16 protein-coding genes and 1 pseudogene are annotated in these 23,838 nt (G+C 63.0%); 14 read left to right on the top strand and 3 right to left on the bottom strand.

Going from position 1 to position 23,838, the window contains the following annotated elements; all coding sequences use genetic code 11:
• Window positions 1-26 precede the first annotated feature (26 nt).
• The 4 genes from I8J29_RS22295 (at window position 27) to I8J29_RS22310 (ending at window position 4,420) form a co-directional block, all read left to right on the top strand.
• Window positions 27-1,193, top strand: coding sequence for a Gfo/Idh/MocA family protein (locus I8J29_RS22295; protein WP_208849675.1), 1,167 nt, complete (start codon window positions 27-29; stop codon window positions 1,191-1,193).
• A 114-nt stretch (window positions 1,194-1,307) separates the two neighbouring features.
• Window positions 1,308-1,931, top strand: a complete 624-nt coding sequence (locus I8J29_RS22300) for a ThuA domain-containing protein (RefSeq protein WP_208849676.1) — start codon at window positions 1,308-1,310, stop codon at window positions 1,929-1,931.
• Window positions 1,932-1,975: 44 nt separating this feature from the next.
• On the top strand, window positions 1,976-3,070 hold the full coding sequence (locus I8J29_RS22305; protein WP_208849677.1) for a Gfo/Idh/MocA family protein: 1,095 nt from the start codon (window positions 1,976-1,978) through the stop codon (window positions 3,068-3,070).
• Between the two features lie 234 nt (window positions 3,071-3,304).
• Window positions 3,305-4,420 carry a Gfo/Idh/MocA family protein gene (locus tag I8J29_RS22310; RefSeq protein ID WP_208849678.1) on the top strand — a complete coding sequence of 372 codons (1,116 nt, stop codon included), beginning with the start codon at window positions 3,305-3,307 and terminating at the stop codon, window positions 4,418-4,420.
• A 191-nt stretch (window positions 4,421-4,611) separates the two neighbouring features.
• On the opposite strand, the gene sspI is transcribed toward I8J29_RS22310, so the two are convergent.
• Window positions 4,612-4,848 carry a small acid-soluble spore protein SspI gene (sspI, locus tag I8J29_RS22315; protein WP_208849679.1) on the bottom strand — a complete coding sequence of 79 codons (237 nt, stop codon included), beginning with the start codon at window positions 4,846-4,848 and terminating at the stop codon, window positions 4,612-4,614.
• Between the two features lie 131 nt (window positions 4,849-4,979).
• On the opposite strand from sspI, the pseudogene I8J29_RS22320 reads away from it, so the two are divergent.
• Window positions 4,980-5,660, top strand: a pseudogene (locus I8J29_RS22320) (potassium channel family protein); the annotation flags it as partial.
• 19 nt (window positions 5,661-5,679) lie between these two features.
• Complete coding sequence (locus I8J29_RS22325; protein ID WP_208849681.1) at window positions 5,680-6,480, top strand: TrmH family RNA methyltransferase; 801 nt, start codon at window positions 5,680-5,682, stop codon at window positions 6,478-6,480.
• Between the two features lie 83 nt (window positions 6,481-6,563).
• Here I8J29_RS22325 and I8J29_RS22330 read toward each other — a convergent pair whose 3' ends face one another.
• A complete protein-coding gene (locus I8J29_RS22330; RefSeq protein ID WP_208849682.1) occupies window positions 6,564-6,779 on the bottom strand; it encodes a small acid-soluble spore protein Tlp in 216 nt (71 codons plus the stop codon).
• A gap of 350 nt (window positions 6,780-7,129) precedes the next feature.
• Here I8J29_RS22330 and I8J29_RS22335 point away from each other — a divergent pair, with 350 nt between their 5' ends.
• Window positions 7,130-14,383: a sugar-binding protein gene (locus I8J29_RS22335; protein ID WP_208849683.1), complete on the top strand. Its 7,254-nt coding sequence runs from the start codon at window positions 7,130-7,132 to the stop codon at window positions 14,381-14,383.
• Between the two features lie 75 nt (window positions 14,384-14,458).
• The gene (locus I8J29_RS22340) at window positions 14,459-15,499 is read left to right on the top strand and encodes a cohesin domain-containing protein (RefSeq protein WP_208849684.1); all 1,041 of its coding nucleotides are present in this window, start codon (window positions 14,459-14,461) and stop codon (window positions 15,497-15,499) included.
• A 289-nt stretch (window positions 15,500-15,788) separates the two neighbouring features.
• On the opposite strand, the gene I8J29_RS22345 is transcribed toward I8J29_RS22340, so the two are convergent.
• Window positions 15,789-16,685 (bottom strand): helix-turn-helix domain-containing protein, encoded by an 897-nt coding sequence (locus tag I8J29_RS22345; RefSeq protein WP_208849685.1) that lies wholly within the window; start codon window positions 16,683-16,685, stop codon window positions 15,789-15,791.
• Between the two features lie 167 nt (window positions 16,686-16,852).
• Between I8J29_RS22345 and I8J29_RS22350 the strand changes: the two genes are divergently transcribed.
• The 6 genes from I8J29_RS22350 to I8J29_RS22375 all read left to right on the top strand — a co-directional run bounded on the left by I8J29_RS22350 (window position 16,853) and on the right by I8J29_RS22375 (window position 23,582).
• Window positions 16,853-17,695 carry a sugar phosphate isomerase/epimerase family protein gene (locus tag I8J29_RS22350; protein ID WP_208849686.1) on the top strand — a complete coding sequence of 281 codons (843 nt, stop codon included), beginning with the start codon at window positions 16,853-16,855 and terminating at the stop codon, window positions 17,693-17,695.
• 5 nt (window positions 17,696-17,700) lie between these two features.
• Window positions 17,701-18,726, top strand: coding sequence for a Gfo/Idh/MocA family protein (locus tag I8J29_RS22355; protein ID WP_208849687.1), 1,026 nt, complete (start codon window positions 17,701-17,703; stop codon window positions 18,724-18,726).
• 531 nt (window positions 18,727-19,257) lie between these two features.
• A complete protein-coding gene (locus tag I8J29_RS22360) occupies window positions 19,258-20,358 on the top strand; it encodes a Gfo/Idh/MocA family protein (protein ID WP_208849688.1) in 1,101 nt (366 codons plus the stop codon).
• A 12-nt stretch (window positions 20,359-20,370) separates the two neighbouring features.
• Complete coding sequence (locus I8J29_RS22365; RefSeq protein WP_208849689.1) at window positions 20,371-21,261, top strand: carbohydrate ABC transporter permease; 891 nt, start codon at window positions 20,371-20,373, stop codon at window positions 21,259-21,261.
• 13 nt (window positions 21,262-21,274) lie between these two features.
• On the top strand, window positions 21,275-22,117 hold the full coding sequence (locus I8J29_RS22370; protein ID WP_208849690.1) for a carbohydrate ABC transporter permease: 843 nt from the start codon (window positions 21,275-21,277) through the stop codon (window positions 22,115-22,117).
• Between the two features lie 94 nt (window positions 22,118-22,211).
• A complete protein-coding gene (locus I8J29_RS22375; RefSeq protein ID WP_208849691.1) occupies window positions 22,212-23,582 on the top strand; it encodes an ABC transporter substrate-binding protein in 1,371 nt (456 codons plus the stop codon).
• Window positions 23,583-23,838 lie beyond the last annotated feature (256 nt).

A 23,838-nucleotide genomic window follows, 5' to 3' on the forward strand; every position in this document is an offset into this window, starting at 1 on the left:
ATCATGCGGAGAGGTGGAATTGTACGATGAGCAGCATTCGAGTAGGGATGATCGGTTACAAATTCATGGGGAAGGCGCATAGCAACGCCTATCGCGCGCTGCCGATGTTTTTCCCGGACGTGAAGCGTCCGCAGATGGTCGCGATTTGCGGCCGCGACGCCGCCGGCGTGGAGCAGTCCCGCGCGCAGTTCGGTTGGGAGAGCGCCGAAACCGACTGGCGCAAGCTGGTCGTCCGCGACGACATCGACGTCGTCGACATCAACGCGCCGAGCGACGCGCATAAGGAAATCGCGATCGCCGCGGCGGAGGCGGGCAAGCATATTTTCTGCGAAAAACCGCTGGCGCTGAACCTGGCGGATTCCGTCGAGATGCTGAACGCCGCCGAGAAAGCCGGCGTCAAGCACATGGTCGGCTTCAATTACCGCTTCGCGCCGGCCGTCCAGCTGGCGAAGAAGCTGATCGCGGAAGGCCGCATCGGCAAGATATTCCACTTCCGCGGCTTCTTCCTGCAGGATTGGATCGTCGATCCGGAATTCCCGCTCGTCTGGCGGCTGCAGAAGGATATCGCGGGCTCCGGCGCCCATGGCGACCTGGGCGCGCACGTCATCGACATGGCCCGGTTCCTCGTCGGTGAATTCCATGAAGTCATCGGCATGAGCGAAACGTTCGTCAAGGAGCGTCCGCTGCTGACGGCGACGACCGGCGGCCTCACCGCTAAAGGCGACGCGGGCGCGCCGAAGGGCGAAGTGACGGTCGACGACGCGACGCTGTTCCTCGCGCGCTTCGACAACGGCGCCCTCGGCAGCATCGAAGCGACGCGCTTCGCGCCGGGCCACCGCTGCACGAACTCGTTCGAGATCAACGGCAGCAAAGGAAGCATCAAGTTCGACTTCGAGCGGGTGAACGAGCTGCAGGTGTTCTTCTCCGACGACGCCGACGACGTGCAGGGCTTCCGCCGCGTGCTGGCGACGGACGGCGCCCACGCGTACAGCCAAAACTGGTGGCCGCCGGGCCACACGATCGGCTACGAGCATACGTTCACGCACGAGATGGTCGAGTTCATGAACGCGATCGCGGAAGACCGCCAGCCGGTGCCGAACTTCGCGGACGGCGTGGAATGCCAAGCGGTGCTCGAAGCGGTCGACAAGTCGATCGAGGAACGCCGTTGGGTCGCAATCTCGGAGCTGCGCTGAGCCGCCGTTTCGGGCGGGGCGGAGGTCATCGAAGAGCAAACGGCGCTGCGACGCAGACGGCCATAGCGGGCTTAGACCGCATTTGAATACGCGACAGAGGAAGGATTTTGGACGATGAAAAAAGCGCTTATCGTATGGGGCGGATGGGACGGCCATCAGCCGAAGGAAGTCGGGGAAATTTTCACGGGCCTGCTGCGCGAGGAAGGGTTCGACGTGACGGTGTCGGACACGCTGGACGCGTTCGCGGACAAAGAGCTGATGGCGAGCCAAGACTTGATCGTGCCGGTATGGACGATGGGACAGATCACGCAGGAGCAGCTGCGTCCGCTGCTGGACGCGGTGCAAGCGGGCTGCGGCATCGCCGGCTGCCACGGCGGCATGGGCGATTCGTTCCGCAACGAGACGGACTTTCAGTTCATGGTCGGCGGCCAATGGGTGGCGCATCCGGGCAACGACGGCGTCCGCTACGACGTTAACATGACCGACGCGAACGATCCGCTTACGAGCGGAATCGGCGACTTCGAAGTCGTCTCCGAGCAGTACTACATGCATGTCGATCCGGCGGTGAAGGTCCATGCGACGACCAACTTCGGCGACGTCAAAATGCCGGTCGTCTGGACGAAAACCTGGGGCCAGGGACGCGTCTACTACAACTCGCTCGGCCATCAGGCGAACATCGTCGCCATGCCGCAGACGCTCGAGCTCATGCGCCGCGGCTTTCTGTGGGCGGCACGCTGAACGAACGATTATCATAAGGATTCCAGCAGGGAGGCATATTACCCATGAAGCCAGTTAAAGTCGGCATTATCGGCTGCGGCAACATCAGCCGGATTTATTTCGCGAATTTGAAGAAATATCCCGAGGTCGAGCTCGTCGCGGCGGCCGACATCGACATCGAGCGCGCGAAGGAGCGCGCGGCCGAATACGGCGTGCCGAACGCGTATACGGTCGAGCAGCTGCTCGCGGATCCCGAAATCGAAATCGTCGTCAACCTGACGATTCCGAAGGCGCACGCCTCCGTCTGCCTGCAGGCGCTCGAAGCGGGCAAGCACGTCTACGTCGAGAAGCCGATCGTCGTGACGCGCGAGGAAGGCAAGCAAGTGCTGGAGCTGGCGGCCGCCAAAGGCCTCCGCGTCGCGAGCGCGCCGGAAACGTTTCTCGGCGGCGGCATTCAAACCTGCCGCAAGCTGATCGACGACGGCGCGATCGGCCAGCCGGTATCGGCGACGGGCTTCATGATCGGCGGCGGCCACGAGAGCTGGCACCCGGATCCGGAGTTCTACTATGAAATCGGCGGCGGCCCGATGTTCGACATGGGGCCGTACTACTTGACGGCGTTCGTGACGCTGTTCGGCCCGATCGAACGCGTGACGGGCTCCGCGCGGATCTCGTATCCGGAGCGGACGATCACGAGCGAGAAGAAGCGCGGCAAAACGATCGTCGTCGAGACGCCGACGAACATCAGCGGCGTGCTGGATTTCCGGAACGGCTTGATCGCCACGCTGATCACGAGCTTCGATGCCAAAGGGGGCACGTCCCTGCCGAACATAGAGGTGCACGGCAGCGCCGGCTCGCTCCTCGTGCCGGATCCGAACGGCTTCGGCGGCACCGTCAAGCTGCGCCGGGCGGGCGGCGAGTGGGAAGAAATCGAGCTGACGCACGGGTACGTAGACAATAACCGCGGCATCGGCGTTGCCGATATGGCGCGCGCGATCCGCGAAGGCGGCCAGCACCGGGCGAACGGCGAGATGGCGTACCATGTGCTGGAGGCCATGCACGGCATTCACGACGCGTCTCGCGACGGCAAGCATTATGTCATGGAAAGCACGTGCTCGCGTCCGGAGCCAATGCCGGCGCTGGAGAAGCAGTCCAACTGACGACCGGCGCCGCGAATGCGGCGACGATGAAGAAGGAAGACGAAGGAAGACAGCCCGTCCGTCATGGCGGGCTGTTCCGCGTACCGGGCCGCGACCGGCAGCCGCGCAAAGCGGAACGGAAGAAGCGCAGCGTCACGGAACAACAGGTTGAACCGCGAACCAACACGATAAGGCCGCGCCGGCAACGGCGACCATCCGCGTCCGGAGCGGCCAAAAAAAGGGAGCATGCGACGAATGAAGCCAGTGAAAGTAGGCGTTGTCGGCTGCGGCAACATCAGCCAGATTTACTTTGCGAATCTTAAAAAATATCCCGAAATCGACCTTGTCGCGGCCGCCGATATCGATCTGGAGCGCGCGAAGATGCGGGCCGAGGAATTCGGCCTGCCCAAGGCGTACACGGTCGACGAGCTGATGTCCGATTCCGAGATCGAGATCGTCGTCAACCTGACGTTCCCGAAGGCGCACGCCACGGTCTGCCTGCAGGCGCTGGAAGCGGGCAAGCACGTCTACGTCGAGAAGCCGCTCGCGGTGACTCGCGAGGAAGGCCGCAAGGTGCTGGAGCTGGCGAAGGCGAAAGGGCTTCGCGTCGCGAGCGCGCCGGAGACGTTCCTCGGCGGCGGCATCCAGACCTGCCGCAAGCTGATCGACGACGGCGCGATCGGGCAGCCGATCTCGGTATCCGGCTTCATGATGGGCGGCGGGCCGGAAGGCTGGCACCCGGATCCGGAATTTTTTTATGAAGTCGGCGGCGGCCCGATGTTCGATATGGGGCCGTATTACCTCACCGCGTTCATCGCGCTGCTGGGACCGATCCGGCGCGTGACGGGCTCGGCCGTCATCTCGTACCCGGAGCGGACGATCACGAGCGAGAAGAAGCACGGCAAAGTGATGAAGGTGGAGACGCCGACGCACATCGCGGGCGTCCTCGACTTCGCGAGCGGCGCCGTCGGCACGCTCATCACGAGCTTCGACACGAAGGCCGGCACGTCGCTGCCGAACATCGAAGTCCACGGCAGCGCGGGCTCCCTGCTCGTGCCGGACCCGAACACGTTCGGCGGCACCGTGAAGCTGCGCCGGCTGGGCGGCGAGTGGGAAGAGATCGCGCTCACCCACGGCAACACGGACAACAACCGCGGCATCGGGGTCGCCGACATGGCGCGCGCGATCCGCGAAGGCGGCCCGCACCGGGCGAACGGCGCGATGGCGTTCCACGTGCTCGAAGCGATGCACGGCTTCCACGACGCGTCCCGCGACGGGAAGCACTACGTCATGGAAAGCACCTGCGAGCGTCCCGAACCGATGCCGGCGCCGGAGGGCTCGGGCGACGGTCTGACGGCCGCGCGACGATAGGCGGGGTACCTGCCGGCTCGCCGGCTTCGCGGCAAATAAACAGCCTGCCCCTACAAGGGGGCAGGCTGTTATCGTTATCGGCGCTCGGCTGCGGCGCTTCTAATCGCGCCGTTTCGGCGCGTCGTACATGAAATCGGCCGGGGCCGGGCACCTTGTAAGCAAGCCAAACCGAACGCTCGCGGCGTCCGCCGTCAGCTCGGACTCGGGTTCGCCCCGGTCGCCTGGTTCAGGTGGTTGTACAGCAGTTCCACCATCCGGTTTTGCTCCGGCGCCTTGCTGCTTTGCCAGATCATTTCGAACAGCACGCCGAGGCCGGGAAGCGCCCGTTCGTCGCTGTTGATGGAGCTTTCGATCACGTCGGTCAATTCCGCGCCGGATTTGTTTTGCACACGTTGCACGATAGCCTGCCGCAAATCAAGATTGTTCAAGCCTATCCCTCCATCACTTGAATTCCCGTTTAATATCTCCTTCGCGCGGGCAATTCATGCCGGACTGACGCGGCCCGTCATTCGGTTATCGCCGGCAGGTATGCTATAATAAGCTAACTTTACATCGCGCGCGGGAGGGTTGCGGATTGGCGAAGAAGCAATACGCCGTCATCGGCATGGGGAGATTCGGGTCCAGCGTGGCGCACGAGCTGTCCGAGCTGGGCTTCGAGGTGCTGGCCATCGACGTCAGCGAGCAGAGGATCCAGGAGGTATCGAGCTGGGTGACCCACGCGGTCTCGGTCGATACGACGGACGAGGAAGCGCTGCGGGCGCTCGGACTGCGCAATTTCGACGTCGTGGTCGTCGCGATCGGCGAGGATATCCAGGCGAGCATCCTGACGACCATCATCCTGAAGGAGCTCGGCGTGGCGAAGGTCATCGTGAAAGCCCAAAACGAGCTGCACGGCAAGGTGCTGAACAAAATCGGCGCGGACAAGGTCGTGTTCCCCGAACGGGACATGGGGCTGCGGGTCGCGCATCACCTCCTGTCGCCGAACGTCTTGGAATACATCGAGCTGTCCAGCGATTACGGCATCGTGGAAATGAAGGCGCCGGACTTCATGGTCGGCCGGAATTTGCTGCAGCTCGAGATACGGGCTCGTTACAACTGCAACGTCCTCGCCATCAAGCGCGGGACGGAGATGAACGTCGCGCCGTCGGCGGAGGACGCCATTCGGGCGGGGGACGTGCTCGTCATCGTCGGCCGGACCGAGGACGTGGCCGAACTCGAGATTTCGTATGCGGAAGGCTGAGGGGAACGTGCGGAATTCAATGAATCGAACGACAAGCATTACGTCGCTGCAAAACGAAAAAGTGAAAGCGATGGCCGCCCTGCTGGACAAGAAGCATCGGGACCGGAGCGGGCGTTTCCTGATCGAAGGCGTTCATCTCGTGCTGGAGGCGCTGCAGGAGGGAGCGGACGTGGAGACGATCGTCATCGACGCGCAGCGCGGCGTGCCCGCCGAGCTGCGGGCGCCGCTCGGACAGGCCGACTGCGAGCTGATCGAGGCGACGCCGGCGATCATGGCGAAGTGCACCGGCACGGATTCGCCGCCGCCCGTCTTCGGCGTCGTGGCCAAGCCCCGCGCCGACGCTTCGGCGCTCTACCGGCCGGATTCGCTCGTCGTCGTTCTTGACGGCGTGCGCGATCCCGGCAACGCGGGCACGATCATCCGCAGCGCGGACGCCGTCGGCGCGGACGCGGTCGTGCTCGGCCGCGGGAGCGTCGATCTGTATAATCCGAAGACGGTGCGCTCGACGATGGGCTCGCTGTTTCATCTGCCCGTGGTGGAAGGCGACTTGGCCGAGCTGCTGCCGGAAGCGAAGACGCGCGGCATTCATCTGGTCGGCACAAGCCTGCAGGCGACCGCGACGTGCTATAGCTACGACTGGCGGGGGCCGACCTGGCTGCTGCTCGGCAGCGAATCGACCGGCTTGTCGGACGAGGCGCTCGCCATGGTGGACACGCGCATGATCATTCCGATGCACGGCCGGTCGGAGTCGCTCAACGTCGCGATGGCGTCGACGGTGCTGCTGTACGAAGCGCTGCGGCAGCGGCGGTATGCAACGTAAGGATGGGTGCGGGTTATAAAGAAAGGCGACCAACGATAACGTTATCGTTGGTCGCCTTTTTGCCGTCCTGGAAAGGGAAGCGATTATCGGCCCGCCTCGTCCTGCTTTTCCGCCTCGAAATCGCTCAGGCTTTCCTTGCGCCGCTCGTTCTTGGCTTCGATGATTCCCTTCTCGTCCGCGCTGATTTCGCCGGCGTGTTCATCCAGGTAGCTCTCCGCTTCGCGCATGTTCGCTTGCGTATGCTCGATATGCTGCTGCAGATGAACCTCGTTATCCGCGCGGTTATCCGGGTTTGCCATGCCGCATCCTCCTCCCGCCCCATTTTGCCGAACCTGCTCTATCATGTCCGGAAGCGGGCCGGGCTATTCCGCGAGAGCCGTGTCAGTGACACGCCGCCAAGGCCGCTCCGGAGCCCGGGGAATCGGTAGTTTTACCATAGATTTTGGAGGATTACCATATGTAAGTGCTTTCAGGTTTTCTTTATAATGATGGAGGACATGCGCGGAAGCTGTCCGATTCAGTCGCGAAGGGGGAGGGTTCCGGTTAGGGCGCCCGTACGGCGAACGGGCGGAACTGGCACCGTGTCAGACAGAGGGGAAAGACGCATGACGCAAGACAAGGACAACGATGGATGCAGGGAGGTAATGAAATGAGAAACAAGCGCGGATGGAGCCGGAATCGCCGGTCCATGGCGTTATTGCTCACGTTTTCCATGCTTATATCGGCTTTTGTCGGCTTCGGCTTTCCACGATCGGTTCGGGCTGCGGACAGCGACGCCGATCGGATCACGTCGGTCCTCTCGCCGGCGTATCGCTCGGACATCACGGAGGATACCGTCACGATCGAATTCTACAATAAGCTCGGCACGACCGCGAAGGTCTATTCGCAGAAACAGCCGGGCGACTTGAACAATACCGCCAACGGCACGAAGGAGCTGGTCGGCGAAGTCACGCTGGCGGACGGGCACGGAAGCGTGGACTTCCCGGCGTCCGAGTACCCGTACGGCCCGATTTCGGTGCGCATTCAGGTATTCCGGAACGGCACCGAGCTCGACAATGCCTACCTGCAGCTGAACAACAAGGCCGGCGTGCAGTGGCGGAACGGGCTTGACAACGCCCCGGCCAACCCGGTCACGAGCGGCATGGACGTCGTCTATACGGACGACTTCAAGACAATGCCGACGATCAACAAGTCCGGCATCGGCGCTACATACGCGTCGGCGAAGGTCGACGAAGCGCGCGGCGGCATGTTCGGCTGGGCGGCGTTCGAGGATTACGACGGCGCGTACAACCCGTTCTCGATCGCCGACAACGAATTCATGCAGCTGACGACGACGTACCACCCGACGGGCTACGTCCGCAACGATTATTGGAAGCAGAAGGTCAGCACCGGCTACCTGTCTTCCATGAACCAGGCGGGCGGCGGCTTCCATACGGAGGGCGGCCGGAACCAATATTTCGAGGCGCGCATGTTCTTCGGGCCGAACCCGGGCATGTGGCCGGCGTTCTGGACGCTGACGGCCAACGGCTACGTCCAGAATCCGGACCTGGCGAACCAGCCGAGCGACGAGCTCGACATCCTCGAAGGTTATATGGGGACGCCGCAGGGCTATCAGATCGCGTGGCATCCGTGGGGCTACGACAAGCCGGCGGCCGCGGACTACGACGCCAGCAAGCTCGGCGGCGGCTACAAGGTCGACCTCGATACCCCGGCTTTCAACAACATCAACCTGGCGATGGGCTTCCATACGCTCGGCGTGTACGTCACGAAAGACTGGACGTACTACTACTGCGACAACATCGAAGTCACGCGTCACAAAACGCTGCCGTTCAGCTGGCAGTACGGCAATTATTTCATCCTGAACGCGGCGGTGTCCGATCATTACGGCATCAACGGCAACGCGGCGGATCCGTTCGAGAACTTCGACGTGCCGGGCGGCTTCACGCGCTACGGCAACGAAAGCGACACGTACGTCGACTGGGTCCGCGTGTACCAGGACGCGCCGGACGCGGTGCGATTCGAGAGCGATGCGTCCGTGAAGGCGCTCTCCGGCGACGTCGTGCGCGTCAACGTGACCCGCAACGACGCGGCGGCCGCGCTGTCGGGCGCGTACCATGTCGATGCGCCGGACGGCTGGAAAATCATGAGCGGCGACCGGTTCGTCGACATGAACGGCACGTACAACGCCGCGTTCGCGGCGGGCTCGGCAAGCGACACGCTGACGTTCCTCGTGCCGGGCGACTACGCCGAGACGTCCAACATTACGATTACGCCGGTGGCGAGCGACGATACGTCCTACGCGCCGATCGTCGTCAGCGCGACGGCGACCGGGGCGGAAGGCGAACTGATCCGCATCGACGCGACGACGTACCCGTATCGCAATACGACCGGGGGCGATCAAGGATCGTGGGCTTCTTACGATCCGGGCACGAATCCCGAGACGTATTTCAATTTCATCGACGGCGGCTGGTGGCGGGACGGCTGGAGCTGGATGTACGTGAACGAGAACGCGTCGACCGCCATGGAGTTCAAGTTCAACGGCACGACGATCGGGCTCGACATGACGAAGTGCAGCGAGTGCGGCGAAGGCGACATTTACTTGGACGGCCAGCTGCAGCAGCATATCGACACGAACGCCCCGGCCGATCAGACCGTCCGGATCTTCGAGAAGAGCGGGCTCGCGGACGGCGACCATACGCTCAAAATCACGGGCGCGAACAGCTCGGTCACGCGGTATTTGCGGATCGTCGGCTTCGAGTTCCGTCATTTCGAGGATCCGAACATGCCGAAGTTCTGGAGCGAGGATACGTTCTTCAAAGCAGGCGGAGGCAGCGAAATCGCCGTGAACATCAGCCGCAACGGCGCGGCGGGCACGCGCTTCGGCACGTATGAGCTGACGTTTCCGACGAGCGGTTGGCAGGTGAAGGCGGGCGACGAATGGCAGACGGCGACGAGCCAGTCGTTCTCGACCAACCACTACACGGACACCCTTCAATTCAAGGTGCCGGCGAATTACTCGGGCAAGGACGGTAAAATCACGATTACGCCGACCATCAGCGACGGCACGTATCCGCCGATCAAGGTGACCGTGCAGGCGCCGGATGCGCCGGAAGCACCGCCGATCACGGGCAGCGGCGAGATCCGCACCGTCGATTCGGCGACGTATCCGTACGTGACGTCCACGGGCGGGACGGACGGCGCGTGGACGTCGTTCGATCACAGCTCGCAGCCGAACGATTACTTCGCGTTCAACGGCAACTGGTGGAAAGACAGCTGGGCGTGGATGTACATCACGGCCGGCACGAACCAAGATCTGACGTTCGCCTTCGAAGGCGACGCCGTCGGGCTGTATGCCCGTTATATCGACGGCGGCAGCACGTTCGACGTGTACATCGACGACGTCAAGCAAGGCTCGGTCGACACGAACGGCAGCAGCGGCAAGCGCCGCGTGTTCAGCAAGAGCGGCCTTCCGGCCGGGAATCATACGCTCAAGCTGGTCGTCACGAAGCCCGGCGGCTCCATCGTGCTGGAAGGCTTCGAGTACGATTACGCGAAGTCGAACGAAGCCCAGACGATCCGCGTCGATTCGTCGACGTACCCGTACGTCGGCAAGACGGACGGAACGGCCCCGGCACCGACCAGCGGTCCGTGGACGAACTTCGATCCATCGACCCAAGGGAAGGCGTATTTCACGACGACCGGCGGCTGGTGGAACGATTCCTGGGGCTGGATGTACGACAACGCCGGCAATAACGGCGACGTGACCGCGTTCACGTTCGACGGCACCGCCGTGTCGGTGTTCATGCGCACGTACAGCAAGGGCGGCTTGCTGGACGTCTATCTGGACGGCGCGTTCCAGTCGACGGTCGATTCCAGAAGCGACGCGGAGACGAACAACGCGAAGGTATTCGAGAAGACCGGCCTGCGCGGCGGCGAGCATAAGCTCGAGCTGAAGGTCAAGAGCGAGAGCGGGCGGGAAGCCGTCGTCATCTCCGGCTTCGAATACGTGCACGACCCGAGCGCGGCCGTTCCGGGCTTCGCGGCGCCGGCATCGGTCGACGTCGTGCAGGGCGAGAACGCCAGCATTACGATTGCCCGCGACGAATTGGCGCAGGAGCTGGCCGGCACGTACGAAGTGACGTTCCCGGACGAGGGCTGGTCCGTCGTGTCCGGCGGCAGCTTCGCGGCGGGCAGCGCAAGCGACACGATCGTCGTCGGCGTCCCGGCTGACTACGCGCTGCCGAACGGCCAGATCAAGATCGCGCCGATCGCGGACGGCGTCAAGTACGCGGCGCAGACGGTCTCCGTCGTGGCGCCGAAAATCGCGCTGCCGAATCTGGTGACGCTGCTGTCGCCGGCGTACCGCGCCGACATCGACGGCGAGACGACGCTGAACTTCAGCGCGAAGGGCGGCTACGTCAAGGCGGCGGCCTACATGCTGCATCAGCCGGACGCCCAGCACGCGGATGCCTCCGGGTATATCGTCAAGCTCGGCGACGCGACGCTGGACGCCGACGGCAAGGGCTCGATCGCGTTCGATGCCGATCAATTCCCGCACGGCCCGGTCGCCGTGAAGGTGACTGCGACGAAGGCGGACGGCACGACGGCTATCGAAGACTACTTCCAGTTCTATAACACGGGCGGCGCCGATTGGAACATGGGCCTGGACAACGCGCCGATGCCGGCGCAATTGAACGGCTTGGACATGGACGTGACGTTCCAGGACGATTACAAGACGATGCCGACGATCTCCAAGACGGGGAAGGACGGCGAGGGCAACCGCACGACCTACGCCTCGCACAAGCCGGACTATAAGGATTACGGAAACGCTTTGTTCGCGGACCGCGGCGGCGCGTACGATCCGTTCCAGCAGGTCGAGGATTACCTGAAGATCAAGACGACGTATTACGAGGACCCGCTTCCGTCAAGCGTGGACGGTTACCAACGCCATTATACGACGGGCTTTCTCAGCTCCGTCGGCGACGACGGCGTCGGCTTCCGCACGAAAGGCTACGCGGACCAATATTTCGAAGCGCGCTTCTTCGTCGGCGCCAACCCGAATCAATGGCCGGCCTTCTGGACGCTGACCGGGGTGAACGACGAGGCGACCGACGAGCTCGACATCATCGAAGCGTACCCGCCGAACGTCTCGGGCTACTCGATCGCGACCCATCCGTGGGGCTATGACAACCTCGACGGCGGCGGCAAGGCCGTCAACACGGTCGATCTGATCGGCAGCGACGCCGGCAACATTTCGATGGGCTTCCATACGTACGGCGTGCTGATCCAAGAAGACTACACGACGTACTACTTCGACAACAAAGAGGTGTATAAGCAGAAGACGCTGCCGCTCTCGTGGCGCAAGGGAAGCTACTTCCTGATCAACAACGCCATGACCCAGAGCGACGCGTTCCCGCCGGGCTACGGCTTCGAGCGCTACGGCGACCAGTCCGACATGTACATCGACTGGGTGCGCGTATACGAGCATCCGCAAAGCAGCTCGGACGTCGTTTTCGATACGGCAGCCTTCAGTCCGGTGAACGTCACGCCGGGTGAAGACCTGAGCGTGGACATCAATCGCGTGACCGATGGCGCGAAAGCGCTGAGCGGCACCTATCAGGTCGACATGCCCGAAGGCTGGACGGTCGTCTCCGGCGGCACGTTCGCGGCGGGCGCGTCGAAAGACACGCTGGTGCTGCACGTGCCGGACAATTACGCGAAGTACATCTACGACCTGAACATCACGCCGGTCGGTGCGAACGGCACGCCCTACAAGACGATGACCGTGCAAACGAAAAACACGGACGATTCGCTCGGCGTGGAGATTTATCCGGCGCAAAACGCGGATAAGACCGGCTGGGACGTCAAAGTCGCGCTGACCAACAAGAACGATTCCGGCAGCATTGCCGGCGGCACCGTTCAAGTCGAGGAGCCGGCAGCCGTGGCGGGCAGCTACGGCTTCGGCGACATCGCCGGCGGCGCGACGCAATACGTGACGATTCCGGCTTCGATGCTGTCGCCCGACAGACGCACGCACTTCGCGTTTCGCGTCACGAACGCGGACGGCTACGACCGTACCTTCGCGAAGGACCTCACCGACTTGACGGCGACGCGGGTCGATCCGGAGCACCCGATCGCCGTGAACGGCACGATCGATCCCAATCAGTGGGCCGGCTCGCAGGCCATTCATCTGGGCGAGGGGCAATCGACGTCGACCGACGGCAAACCGTACAGCGCAAGCGACCGGTCGGCCGACCAATACGTGAAGTGGGACGACGATTATCTCTATCTGGCCGTTCAAGTGACCGACGACGTGCACAGCATGGCGTCCGACAACGTTTACGACTCGTGGGGCTCCGACAGCCTGCAGGTGTCGTTCGACCCGGAACGTCCGGGCCGCACGGCCTCGAGCGACAGCCACCCGCGCTTCATCGCGTCGCTGAACGCGGCGACGGGCGCGTCCGCGCTCGGCGTCGAGACTTGGGGACCGGTCACGACCGGCAACCTGGATGACATTGAGTACAAATTCACCCGCGACGAAGCGCATCACCTGACGAACTACGTGATCGCGTTTCCATGGAGCAGCCTGCTGACCGACGCCCGCAAGCCGGCGACGGCGGACTTGACCGATCTCGGCATCTCCGTGCTCGTCAACGACAACGACGGCGGCGGCCGCGAAGGCTGGCTGGCTTACATGGACGGCATCTCGAGCGGCAAGGATCCGCTGAAGTTCGGCGACTTGATCCTGTCGTCCGAGTCGTCGCTGCAGCCGCAAGAGCCCGCGGATTCGCCGCACGCGACGATCGCGGCTCCGGCTTCGGCGACCGCCGGCCAGCCGATCGATCTGCAGGTCGGCGTGGCGGGCGTGACCGACCGGTTCTCGATCGCGGATCTGACGATCCATTACGATCCGGCGAAGATCGCGTTCGAAACGACGGACAACGGCGACGGCAAGCTTAGCCTGGCCGAGAGCGCCATCACCTCGCTGAAAGACCGTTTCGTCGTGCTCGGCACGGCGGTCAAACCGGAGCAGGGCCAGATTCGTATCCTGATGGCCGGCGAAGGCGCGGCTAACGGCGTCCAGACGGACGGCGACCTGCTCGTGCTGCACGGCACGGTCAAAGCGGACGCCGGGACGGGATCGACCGCGGTGTCCCTCGCGGACTTTACGGTCGGGGACAACGGCGAGACCGTGACGGTCGATACGGCCGCCGCATCCGCCTCCATCGCCGTCGGCAACGTCGACAAAGGCGAACTGAGCACGGCGATCGCAAGCGCGCGGAACAAGCACGACAATGCCGTCGAAGGTTCGTCGCCGGGTCAATACCAGGCGGGAGCCAAAGCGGCGCTGCAAGCCGCGATCGATAGCGCGTCCGCCGTATTGAACGACGCGTCGGCGACCCAAACGGCGGTCAACGAAGCAGCCGCGGCGCTGGCTGCGGCGGTAGCGGATTTCGAAGGGAAAGTCGTCGTCGCCCATGCCGACAAGACCGCGCTCAACGCGGCCATCGCGAGCGCGAAGAGCAAGCTTGACGCCGCGACGGAAGGCACGAAGCTCGGCAAGTACGCGGCCGGCTCGAAAGCCGCGCTGCAAACGGCGATCGCGACCGCGACGTCGGTCCGCGACAGTTCCTCGGTCAGCCAAGGCCAGGTCGATCAGGCCGTGACCGATCTGAACGCCGCGGTGCAGACGTTCCAATCGAAGCTCATTACGCTCGTACCGGGCGAAACGGGCATTACGATCAAGGACCTGTCGCTCATCGTGAAGTACTTCGGCAAGAAGTCGACGGACGAGGGCTGGGCGGATATCGCCGCGGCCGACCTGTTCGACAACGGCGAAATCACGATTCAAACGCTGGCCGCCGTCGCCCGCATGATTCTCGACGACTGGCTCGCGCAATAACGAAACGACCGACGAACCGGAGGAAGGCTTTCGAGCCTTCCTTTCGGTCGATTAAAGGAAGGGACGTGCCGCTCCATGACGCGCAAATCGTTTTTCGGAATACTTCTTAGTCTGCTGCTCGCCGTTCAAGTCGTTCCGGCGCCCGCGCGGGCCGCGGCAGCTCCGTCCTATACGCTGACGGCGGAACCGTCATCGCCCGGGGCCGGCGGCGAAGTCAAGCTCGTCCTGCAGGGGCGCGACCTGGCCGACGTCTACGCCTTCGACGTGACGCTTAGCTACGATGCCGCCAAGCTGCGCTTTAAGAAGGCGGAGTCCGGCATCGCCGGCATGTCGACCGATCCGATCCTGGGCGAGGGCGAGGTTCGCTTCGCGCATACGAAGGTCGGCCAGACCGCGGGCGTCAGCGGCAGCGCGGCGCTGGCGACGTTCGTCTTCGAGGCTGCGGGCGCGGGGGAGACCGGCGTCGCCGTGAAGGAGCTGAAGCTGGTCGACTCCAAGCTCAACCTGACGGCGCTGCATCCGGACGCCAAGGCGGCGCTGCGCATCGGGGCGGCGGTCCGATTCGCCGATCTCGGCGCGAAGTGGTCCTGGGCCGCGGACGCGATCGGCTACTTGGCCGGGAAGGGCATCGTCGGCGGCACGGGGGGCGGCAAGTACGAGCCGGCCCTGCCGGTGAAGCGCGGCGACCTGATGCTGATGCTCGTGCGGGCGTTCGGCCTGCAGGCACCGGCGGGCGCGGACGCAAGCGCGGGCAACTTCCCCGACGTTCCGAAAAGCAAGTATTACGCGGACGCGATCGCGGCGGCGAAGGCGCTCGGCATCGCCGCCGGGGACGGCGCGGGCTTCAAGCCAGAAGCGCCGGTCACGCGCCAGGACTTGATGGTGCTGTTCGAGCGCACGCTGCAGACGCTCGGCCGGACGCTGCCGAAGCCGGACGGCACGGAGCTGAACGGGTTCGCCGACAAGGACCGGGTCGCCGGCTACGCCAAGGCGTCCGTCGCGGCGCTGGTCAAGGCCGGCGTCGTGAAGGGCGGCGCCGCGGGCATCGAGCCGCTCAAGGCGACGAACCGGGCCGAGACGGCGGTGTTCCTGTATCGCCTGCTGACGCTGCGATAAGAGCGGGCGAAGGCGCGGGGCCGGCGGTCCGGCCGGAGTCGTTCCCCTGTAAAAGCGAAAGCTCCTCCGAGACGGAGGAGCTTTCGCTTGTTATATGGTTGATTTACCGTTGTTATTACGGCATTACGGCGTTGCGTGTTTCCGGTTTTGCTCTTTTACGGCAGCGGTTTACGATGTTGGCTTTCAGGGCGTTGCGTTTATACGGCGTTGCTTTTTTACGGTTCTTCGGATATGCGGAGCTCCCGTTCCCCGGTGTTCCCGTGCTGCCGTCTTGCGCGGAAGCGCCCGTTCAGCCTTCCGACCGCGCCTTGACGGAGCGCGCGTATTCCGAAGGCGACATGCCGGTCGCTCGCTTGAAGTCGCGCGAGAAATAATGAAGACTGCCGTACCCCAGCTGGGCCGCGATCTCCGTCAGGTTGTACTGCTTCTCGCGAATCAAGGTTTTCGCCTCCGCGATGCGCAGCTGCTTGAAGAACTCCATCGCGCCCGTGCCGACGCGGGATTGGAACAGTTCCTTCAACCGGGTCCGGCCCACGTGCGCGGCCCGGCACAGCCGGTCGAGGGTCAGATGATCGGCCAGATGCTCCTTCATGAAGGCGACGACGCGTTCCAGCAGCTGCTGGTCGGCGTTGTCTTTCTGGGTATAGGTCGGCTTGAGCGCGTCCGGCTCCGCCGCCGTCTCACCGCGCAGCAGCAGGATCAGCAGCGTTTCCAGATACGACTTCATCAGCTGCTGCCCGCCGAACGGGGCGTCGGGGCGCGGCGTCAGCCGATGGAAGAGCGGGTCGTCGAAGGGCGGGGCGAACGCGCCGAAGCCCTCCTTCAGGACGAGCGCCAGCAGCTCCCGTTCCCGCTTGCCGAGGTCCGTGACCCGCTCCTCGAACCCGGTCATGGCGTCCGACGCGCATGCGAACGAGATGACGACGAGGTTCGGCGGCTTGTGCCGCTCCGCGACCCGGACCGTATGGAACTCCCCGGGCTTGTGGAAGATCATCTCCCCTTCGGAGAGCTGGACGGTCCGGTCGTCGGCGCGGACCTCGACCTCGCCTTTGTCGACGTACAGCAGCTCCCAAAAATCATGCGCTTCGCCCTCGAAGACGTAGCCCTTGGCATATTCGAAATAGTGAAAGGAATACAGCTTCGCGATCGTGATCGATTGTTGCAGCGCGACCGAAGTGAATTCCATGGCGCGTCATCCTTTCGTCCGGCGGGGTTGTCTTCCGTTGTCTTCTTCTCATTTTACCATAGCGCGCTAACCGGACGCGGTGCAAATAATCCGGCCGAATGGCTAAATCCAGTCCGCCGCCGCTTTCCTATAATGAGAGTCAAGACGGAACGGGAGGGAGCAGGACGATGAAAAAAGGCATCAACGTATGGTCGTTCGGGGAAGGCGCGACGATCGCCGAGTGCATGGCGATCGCCAAGGACGCGGGCTTCGAAGGGATCGAGCTGTCGTTGGACGAGACGGGGCCGCTCAGCTTGGCGAGCGGCAATCGGGAGATCGAGGACGTGCGCAAGCAGGCGGAGGACGCCGGCATCGCGCTGACGAGCCTGGCGAGCGGCCTCTATTGGAGCTATTCGATGACGAGCGCGAAGCGGGAGACGCGGGAGAAGGCGAAGGATATCGCCAAGAAGCAGCTGGAAGCCGCGGCCATCCTCGGCGTGGACACGATTCTGGTCATACCCGGGGCGGTCGGCGTCGACTTCATTCCGGGCAGCGAAGTGGTGCCGTACGACCGCGCCTACGAGTACGCGCTCGAGGCGGTGACGGAGCTGGCGGGCTCGGCGGAAGCGGCGGGCGTGTCCATCGGGATCGAGAACGTATGGAACAAGTTCCTGCTGTCCCCGCTCGAGATGCGGCAGTTCATCGACGCGGCGGGATCCGCGTACGTCGGCGCGTACTTCGACGTGGGCAACGTCGTGTACGCCGGCTACCCGGAGCATTGGATTCGCATTCTGGGGCCGCGGATCAAGAAGGTGCATTTCAAGGATTACCGGCGCGAGAGCGGCGGGCTGTCCGGCTTCGTCGACCTGCTCGCCGGGGACGTGAACTATCCGGAGGTCGTCCGCGCCTTGGAAGAGATCGGGTACGACGGCTACGTGATCGGCGAGATGATCCCGCCGTATACGCACCACGCCAAGCAAATCATTTATAATACGTCCGCCTCGATGAGCGCGATTTTGGGAAGGAGCTAGACCGCATGCTGAACATCGGATTAATCGGCCTGGGCTTTATGGGCAGAACGCATCTGGACAACTACTTGCGCCTGGAAAAGGAAGGCGTGCCGATTCGCGTGACCGCGATCTGCGACATCGATCCGGACAAGCTGGAAGGGCGGGCCACGGGCGGCAATATCGACACGTCGTCCGGCGAGGCGGCGGATTTCGGCCGATTTCGCAAGTACGGCTCCGTGGAGGAGATGCTGCGCGAGGAACGGCTGGATGCGGTGGACATCGCGCTGCCGACGTATCTGCACAAGGACACGGCCATTCGGTGCCTGGAAGCGGGCCTTCATGTGCTGTGCGAGAAGCCGATGGCGCCGAGCGCGGCGGATTGCGAGGCGATGATCCAAGCCGCCGAGGCGAGCGGCAAGCAGCTGATGATCGGCCAATGTCTCCGGTTCTGGCCGGCGTACGAATACTTGAAGGACATCGTGGACCGGAAGCCGTTCGGGCGCGTGACGAGCGCGTCGTTCTTCCGGGGCAGCGGCACGCCGACGTGGGGACCGTGGCTGCTGGAGCGGGACAAGAGCGGCGGCGCCCTGCTCGACATGCACGTGCACGATACGGACGTCGTGAACTGGCTGTTCGGCGTGCCCGTCGCGGTCTCCTGCCAGGCGCTGAACGTCATCCCGGGTTCGGGGTACGACATCGTGTCGACGAACTACCGGTACGGCGACGGCAAAGTCGTGAACGCGCAGGTCGACTGGACGCTGCAGGGCGATTTCGGCTTCGAGATGAGCTACCGGGTGAATTTCGAAGGCGGCAATCTGCTCTTCCGGGGCGGCGCCGTGCGGGTCAACCCGAACGACGGAGCCGGGTACGACGCCGAGCTCCCCGAAGATCAAGGCTACTATTTCGAGCTGAAATATTTCGCGGAAACGCTGATCGCGGGGCGGGCGCTCGACGCCGCGACGCCGCGGAGCACGCAGGAGACGATCCGGATCATCGAGGCCGAGATCGCGTCCGCCTCCGCGTCCGGCGAGTGGGTAGCCGTGCAGCGCTGACCGTCTTGCGGGCGCGGGCGCGGTTCGCCGCGAGGGCGACCGCCGCGCGGCGATCATGCTCAAACGTAAGCGAAACGGGCGGAGGCATGCCTCCGTCCGTTTCGTCGTGTTCGCCTGCGCGCGAGGCCGCTTCCGGTCTTGGGCGCGGCGCGCGAAAGGCGCTTCCGGTACCGGCTGCCGGCCATCCGAAGCGCCTTTTTGGCATGGGATGTACTTTGCGGCAATAATACCTGACAAGGAAATAACATGTCTTCCAATTGCGCAAATGGGACAATTATTTGCGCGCAAAATCGTCGACACACGTAACCGTATACATTGCTGAATAGGCTGGGATAGTAGCGTTTTCACGCGCAAATTGCGGAAATGCGATGTTTTCATTATATTTGCCGCAAATATAGCGATATATTTTAGCCAAAAACGGTTGACATTATCCTAAAATTGCATTAAGATCATATCAAGTCCTTATCTGTGTTATATTAACTGACATTGAAGGCGAATTGCCGCAAATACGAGACAACGGAGTGTGCGCGAATGGGAAAGTTACGAATGGGATTCATCGGCGTCGGCGACATGGGCTCGCATCATTGCATCGGCTTCGATCTGTTGGACGGCGTCGAGGTCAAGTATATCTGCGACATGAACGAAGCGAACGTGGCCCGTACGCTGGCCGAGCTGAAGCACGGCCAACCGGCCGTTTGCGCGGACTACCGCGAGCTGCTGGATAAGGACGACCTCGACGCGGTCGTCGTCAGCGTGCCGAACTATAAGCACCGGGAAGTGGCGGTCGCGTTCCTGGAGGCCGGCAAGCACGTCTTCCTGGAGAAGCCCGTGGCTCATACGCTCGCGGATTGCGACGCCATCATCGAGGCGGCGGCCAAGCACGAACGGGTCCTGCAGATCGGCCTCGTCTACCGGTACTCGAACTTGTACCGCCGCATGGCGAAGGAAGTGGGGAACGGCCGGCTGGGCGGCGTGAAGCTGATGTGGTGCAAGGAGTTCCGCGATCCGTTCCCGCCGGCGGACTGGTTCTACGACAAGGACAAGTCGGGCGGCGCCATCGTCGAGAAGGATTGCCATCATTTCGATATTTTCAATTGGATGATCGGAGCGAATCCCGTCCGCGTCTTCGCCTCCGGAGGGCAGCACGTCATGAAGCAGGGCGAGCGGAATCTCATCACCAACTCGTACACCCATTACCCGGCGAAGACGATCACCGATACGTCGATCGTCGACCACGCCTTCATCACCATCGATTACGACAACGGGAGCAAGGCGAATCTCGGCCTGTGCATGTACTTGAAGCCGAAGAACCTGATGGGCGAAGGGCTCGAGATCGGCCTCATCGGCGATAACGGCGGACAGATGGTCGCGAGGAACGACAAGGTCATCGACATCGCGGGCGGGACCGATTTTACAAGAGAGCGTCTGGACATGGACGTGACCTCGGATTCGATTCTGGGCGGCCACACGGGCGGACAGACCCAGCGCATTGAATTCGTCCGCTGCATCGCGGAAGGCGAGCGGCCGTTCGCGTCCGGGGAGGTGGGGCGCAGCGCGCTGCTGATCGCCCTGGCGGCGGAGAAATCCATCGCGGAAGAGCGGTACGTGTATTTGGAGGAGCTAGCCAAGTAAGGGGTGTTCGGGATGAATCGCCTGAGGAGATACGACACGCTGTTGTTTTTCTTGTTCATAATGCCTTGGATCGTCGGCTTCATCGCCTTTTTCCTGATTCCGTTCGGGACGTCCTTCTTCTATGCGTTCACGGACGCGAGGCTGCCGGGCGCGGTCGACTACCGTTTCGTCGGCTTCGATAATTTCGTACATATGGCCGGCGACGCGATCTTCATGAAGAGTTTGTTCAACACGCTTTATTTCGTGGCGATCGGCGTGCCGGTCGTGACGGCGGGCATGCTGTTGCTGGCGCTGCTGCTGAATCTTAACGTCAAGGGCATCGCCGTGTTCCGCACGTTCTACTACTTGCCGACGCTCGTGCCGATCGTGGCGACGGTCATCATCTGGCGGCTCGTGTTCAACTCGGAATTCGGCATTCTGAACGCCGGCCTCGGCCTGCTCGGCCTCGGCAAGACCGATTGGCTGGGCGGCGAGCACACGATCAAGCCGGTCATCATTCTGCTGCAGGTCTGGATATCCGGCAGCGGCGTGCTGATCTTCCTGGCGGCGCTGAAGAACGTGCCGGGCCATCTGTACGAAGCCGCCGAGATCGACGGGGCGGGCAGGCTGCGCCGGTTCTTCGCCATCACGCTTCCGATGATCAGCCCGTCGATTCTGTTCGTCGTGATCATCCAGACGATGTACAACTTTCAGATGTTCACGGAGGCGCTGCTGCTCTCCAAGGGCGGACCGAATTACGCGTCGTACACCTTCGTGTACAACATCTACAAGTCGTCCTTCACGGATCTGAAGTTCAGCATGGCGATGTCGCAGTCCATCTTCCTGTTCGCCGTCATCGCGCTGGTGACCTTCGTGCTCATGAAAGCGTCGAACCGGTTTGTGTACTACGAAGGCGAGAGATAGGGGGGGGAACCGAATGAACGGCAGACGAAAGAGCGGCGCCGCAAGCACCGCCTTGAAATACTTCTTGTTAAGCGCGGTTTTCCTGCTCTTCGCGGGGCCGCTGGCCTGGATGCTCTCGACCATGATGAAGACGAAGGCGGAGACCTACAAAGCGCCGCCGTCGCTGCTGCCGGAATCGTGGAATGTCGACGCGTTCCACCGGTTGTTCGCCATTCAGCCGCTCATGTGGAAGTGGATCCAGAATTCGTTCTCGATCTCGATCCTCGTCGCGGCGGGCGCGGTGATCTCGAGCTCGATCGTGGCTTACGGATTCTCGCGGTTTCAGACGAAGTGCCGGGACCGGCTGTTTCCGATCGTGCTGGTCACGCTGATGATTCCGCCGTCCATCATGATGATTCCGTCCTACGTCCTGTTCGTGAAGCTGGGGTGGATCGATACGTGGCTGCCGCTGATCGTGCCGGCCTGGCTCGGGGGCGCGTACTACATTTTCTTGTTCCGGCAATTCTTCTTGACGATTCCGCAGGAGCTGGACGAGGCGACCTACCTCGACGGCGGCAACCGGTGGACGGTATACGCCCGCGTGGTCATGCCCTTGTCCAAGCCGATCATCATCACGACGGTCATTTTCGCGTTCGTGAACTCCTGGCTCGATTTTCTCGGGCCGTTCCTCTATATCAAGAACAGCGGGCTGTTCACGCTCAGCGTGGGCCTGCAGCTGCTCATCGGCCAGACCAGCCAGGATTTCCCGGCGCTCGCCGCCGGAGCGTTCATCAGCATCATCCCGATCGGCCTGCTGTATTTCTTCGCGCAGCGTTACATCGTAGAGGGGGTCGTGCTCACGGGCTCGAAAGGCTGACGCAAGGCAAGACCGGGTTCCCGGGAAGCAATCATCGGTTGGATCATCGGGTGGATCATTGTTTTTACTATGGGGCAAAGGGGAACTGACGAAGATGAAGAGCATGCGCAAATGGCGGTTCGGCACGACGGTCTTGACGCTGACGGCGGCGCTCGCGCTGGCGGGCTGCGGGCAATCCGGCGGCAACGGGGACGGGGAAAGCCCGGCGGCGAACGCGGACGCGGGCAACGGCGGCGGGAACGCCGCGACCGCGGAGAAGGAGACGATCACGTACTCGCAGTGGGGGACCGCGGAGGAGCTGCAGCGCACGCAGGAGCTGCTGGACAAGTTCATGGCCGCCAATCCGAACATTACCGTCAAGCTCGAAGGCAAGGACTGGGGGAGCTACTGGGACGGCCTGACGGCGAACGCGGCGGGCGGCACGCTGCCGGACGTCTTCAAGACCAGCTACGCGTATATCGAGAAGTACGGCCAGCTCGGCATTTTCAAGGAATTGGACGGCTTGCTCGCGCAGAACGGCTTCGATCTGAACAATATCGACAAGAGCTTGCTCGGGCTGCACCAGTATCAAGGCAAACAGGTATCCCTGCCGATCGACGCCAACGTCATCGTCTGGTACTACAATAAAGCGTTGTTCGCGGATCCGAAGACGAATCCGAAAGGCGCGGCCGTGCCGACGCTCGAGCCGGCCTGGGACGAAATCGTGGACATCGCGGCCAAGATGACGCTCGACAAGAAAGGGAAGAGCGCGGGCGATCCCGGCTTCGATCCGAAAAACATCGTGCAATGGGGCTTGTCCCTGTCGCCCGGCTCCTCGATGGACTGGTTCCTCGAGCCCGAGCTGTGGTCGAACGGCGCCAAGCTCGTGAACGAGGACGACACGCTCGCCCTCGATACGCCGGAGGCGCAGGAAGTGCTGAACTTCTTCATCGACCTGACGAAGAACAAGAAGATCAATACGACCCCGGCGCAGATCGAAGGGCTCGGCGGCGACGTGAACCTGACGCTGACGACCGGCAAAGTCGCCATGAACCCGGGAGGCAGCTGGAATACGACCAACTATAAGGAAGCGAAGGTCGATTACGGCATCTCCTACCTGCCGAAATTCAAGACGAACCAAACGGTCGTGCAGCCGGCGGGACTCGCGATCAGCGCGAGCACGAAGCACGAAGCGGCGGCCTACAAGCTGCTCGCGTGGCTGGCCGGCCCGGAGGGCGAGACGGAGCTGGCGAAGCAGGGCTATTCGATCCCGGCGAACAAAGCCGCGGCGGACGCGTACGTGCAAACCGTCGGCGAAGCGAACAAAATCTTCCTCGACGCCCAGAAGTACGGCATCGTATCGCCGTTCACGGCGAAGAAGACCGACCTCGTCTGGACGTACGGGGAGCAGGCGCTGAAGCTGCCGCTGTCCGGCGACGGCGATCTGCAGGCGGCGATCAAGGATTTGGCTTCGAAAATGCAATAGGGCGGCCGTTCCGGAGGAAACGTCCGGACGCCATGAACGGCGAGCGAGGGGATGCCCTCGCTCGTTCGCCGTTTTCCGCCGCGGTCGCCGGGCGGAGATCGGCAAACGGCCGGCAGCGGCCGGCCAGCGGCGGCCGGATCCTGAGACGGCGCCGCTTCGCCCGCGGTTGACTTCCTCCCGCAGGACCGATACAATGAATTTGCCGCAAATTTGTGCGCTGCGGAACGAAATTGCCCCAACAACGTGACTGACCGGA

The sequence above is a fragment of the Paenibacillus artemisiicola genome (assembly GCF_017652985.1).
In the GTDB taxonomy this organism is placed as follows: Bacteria; Bacillota; Bacilli; order Paenibacillales; family Paenibacillaceae; genus Paenibacillus_Z; species Paenibacillus_Z artemisiicola.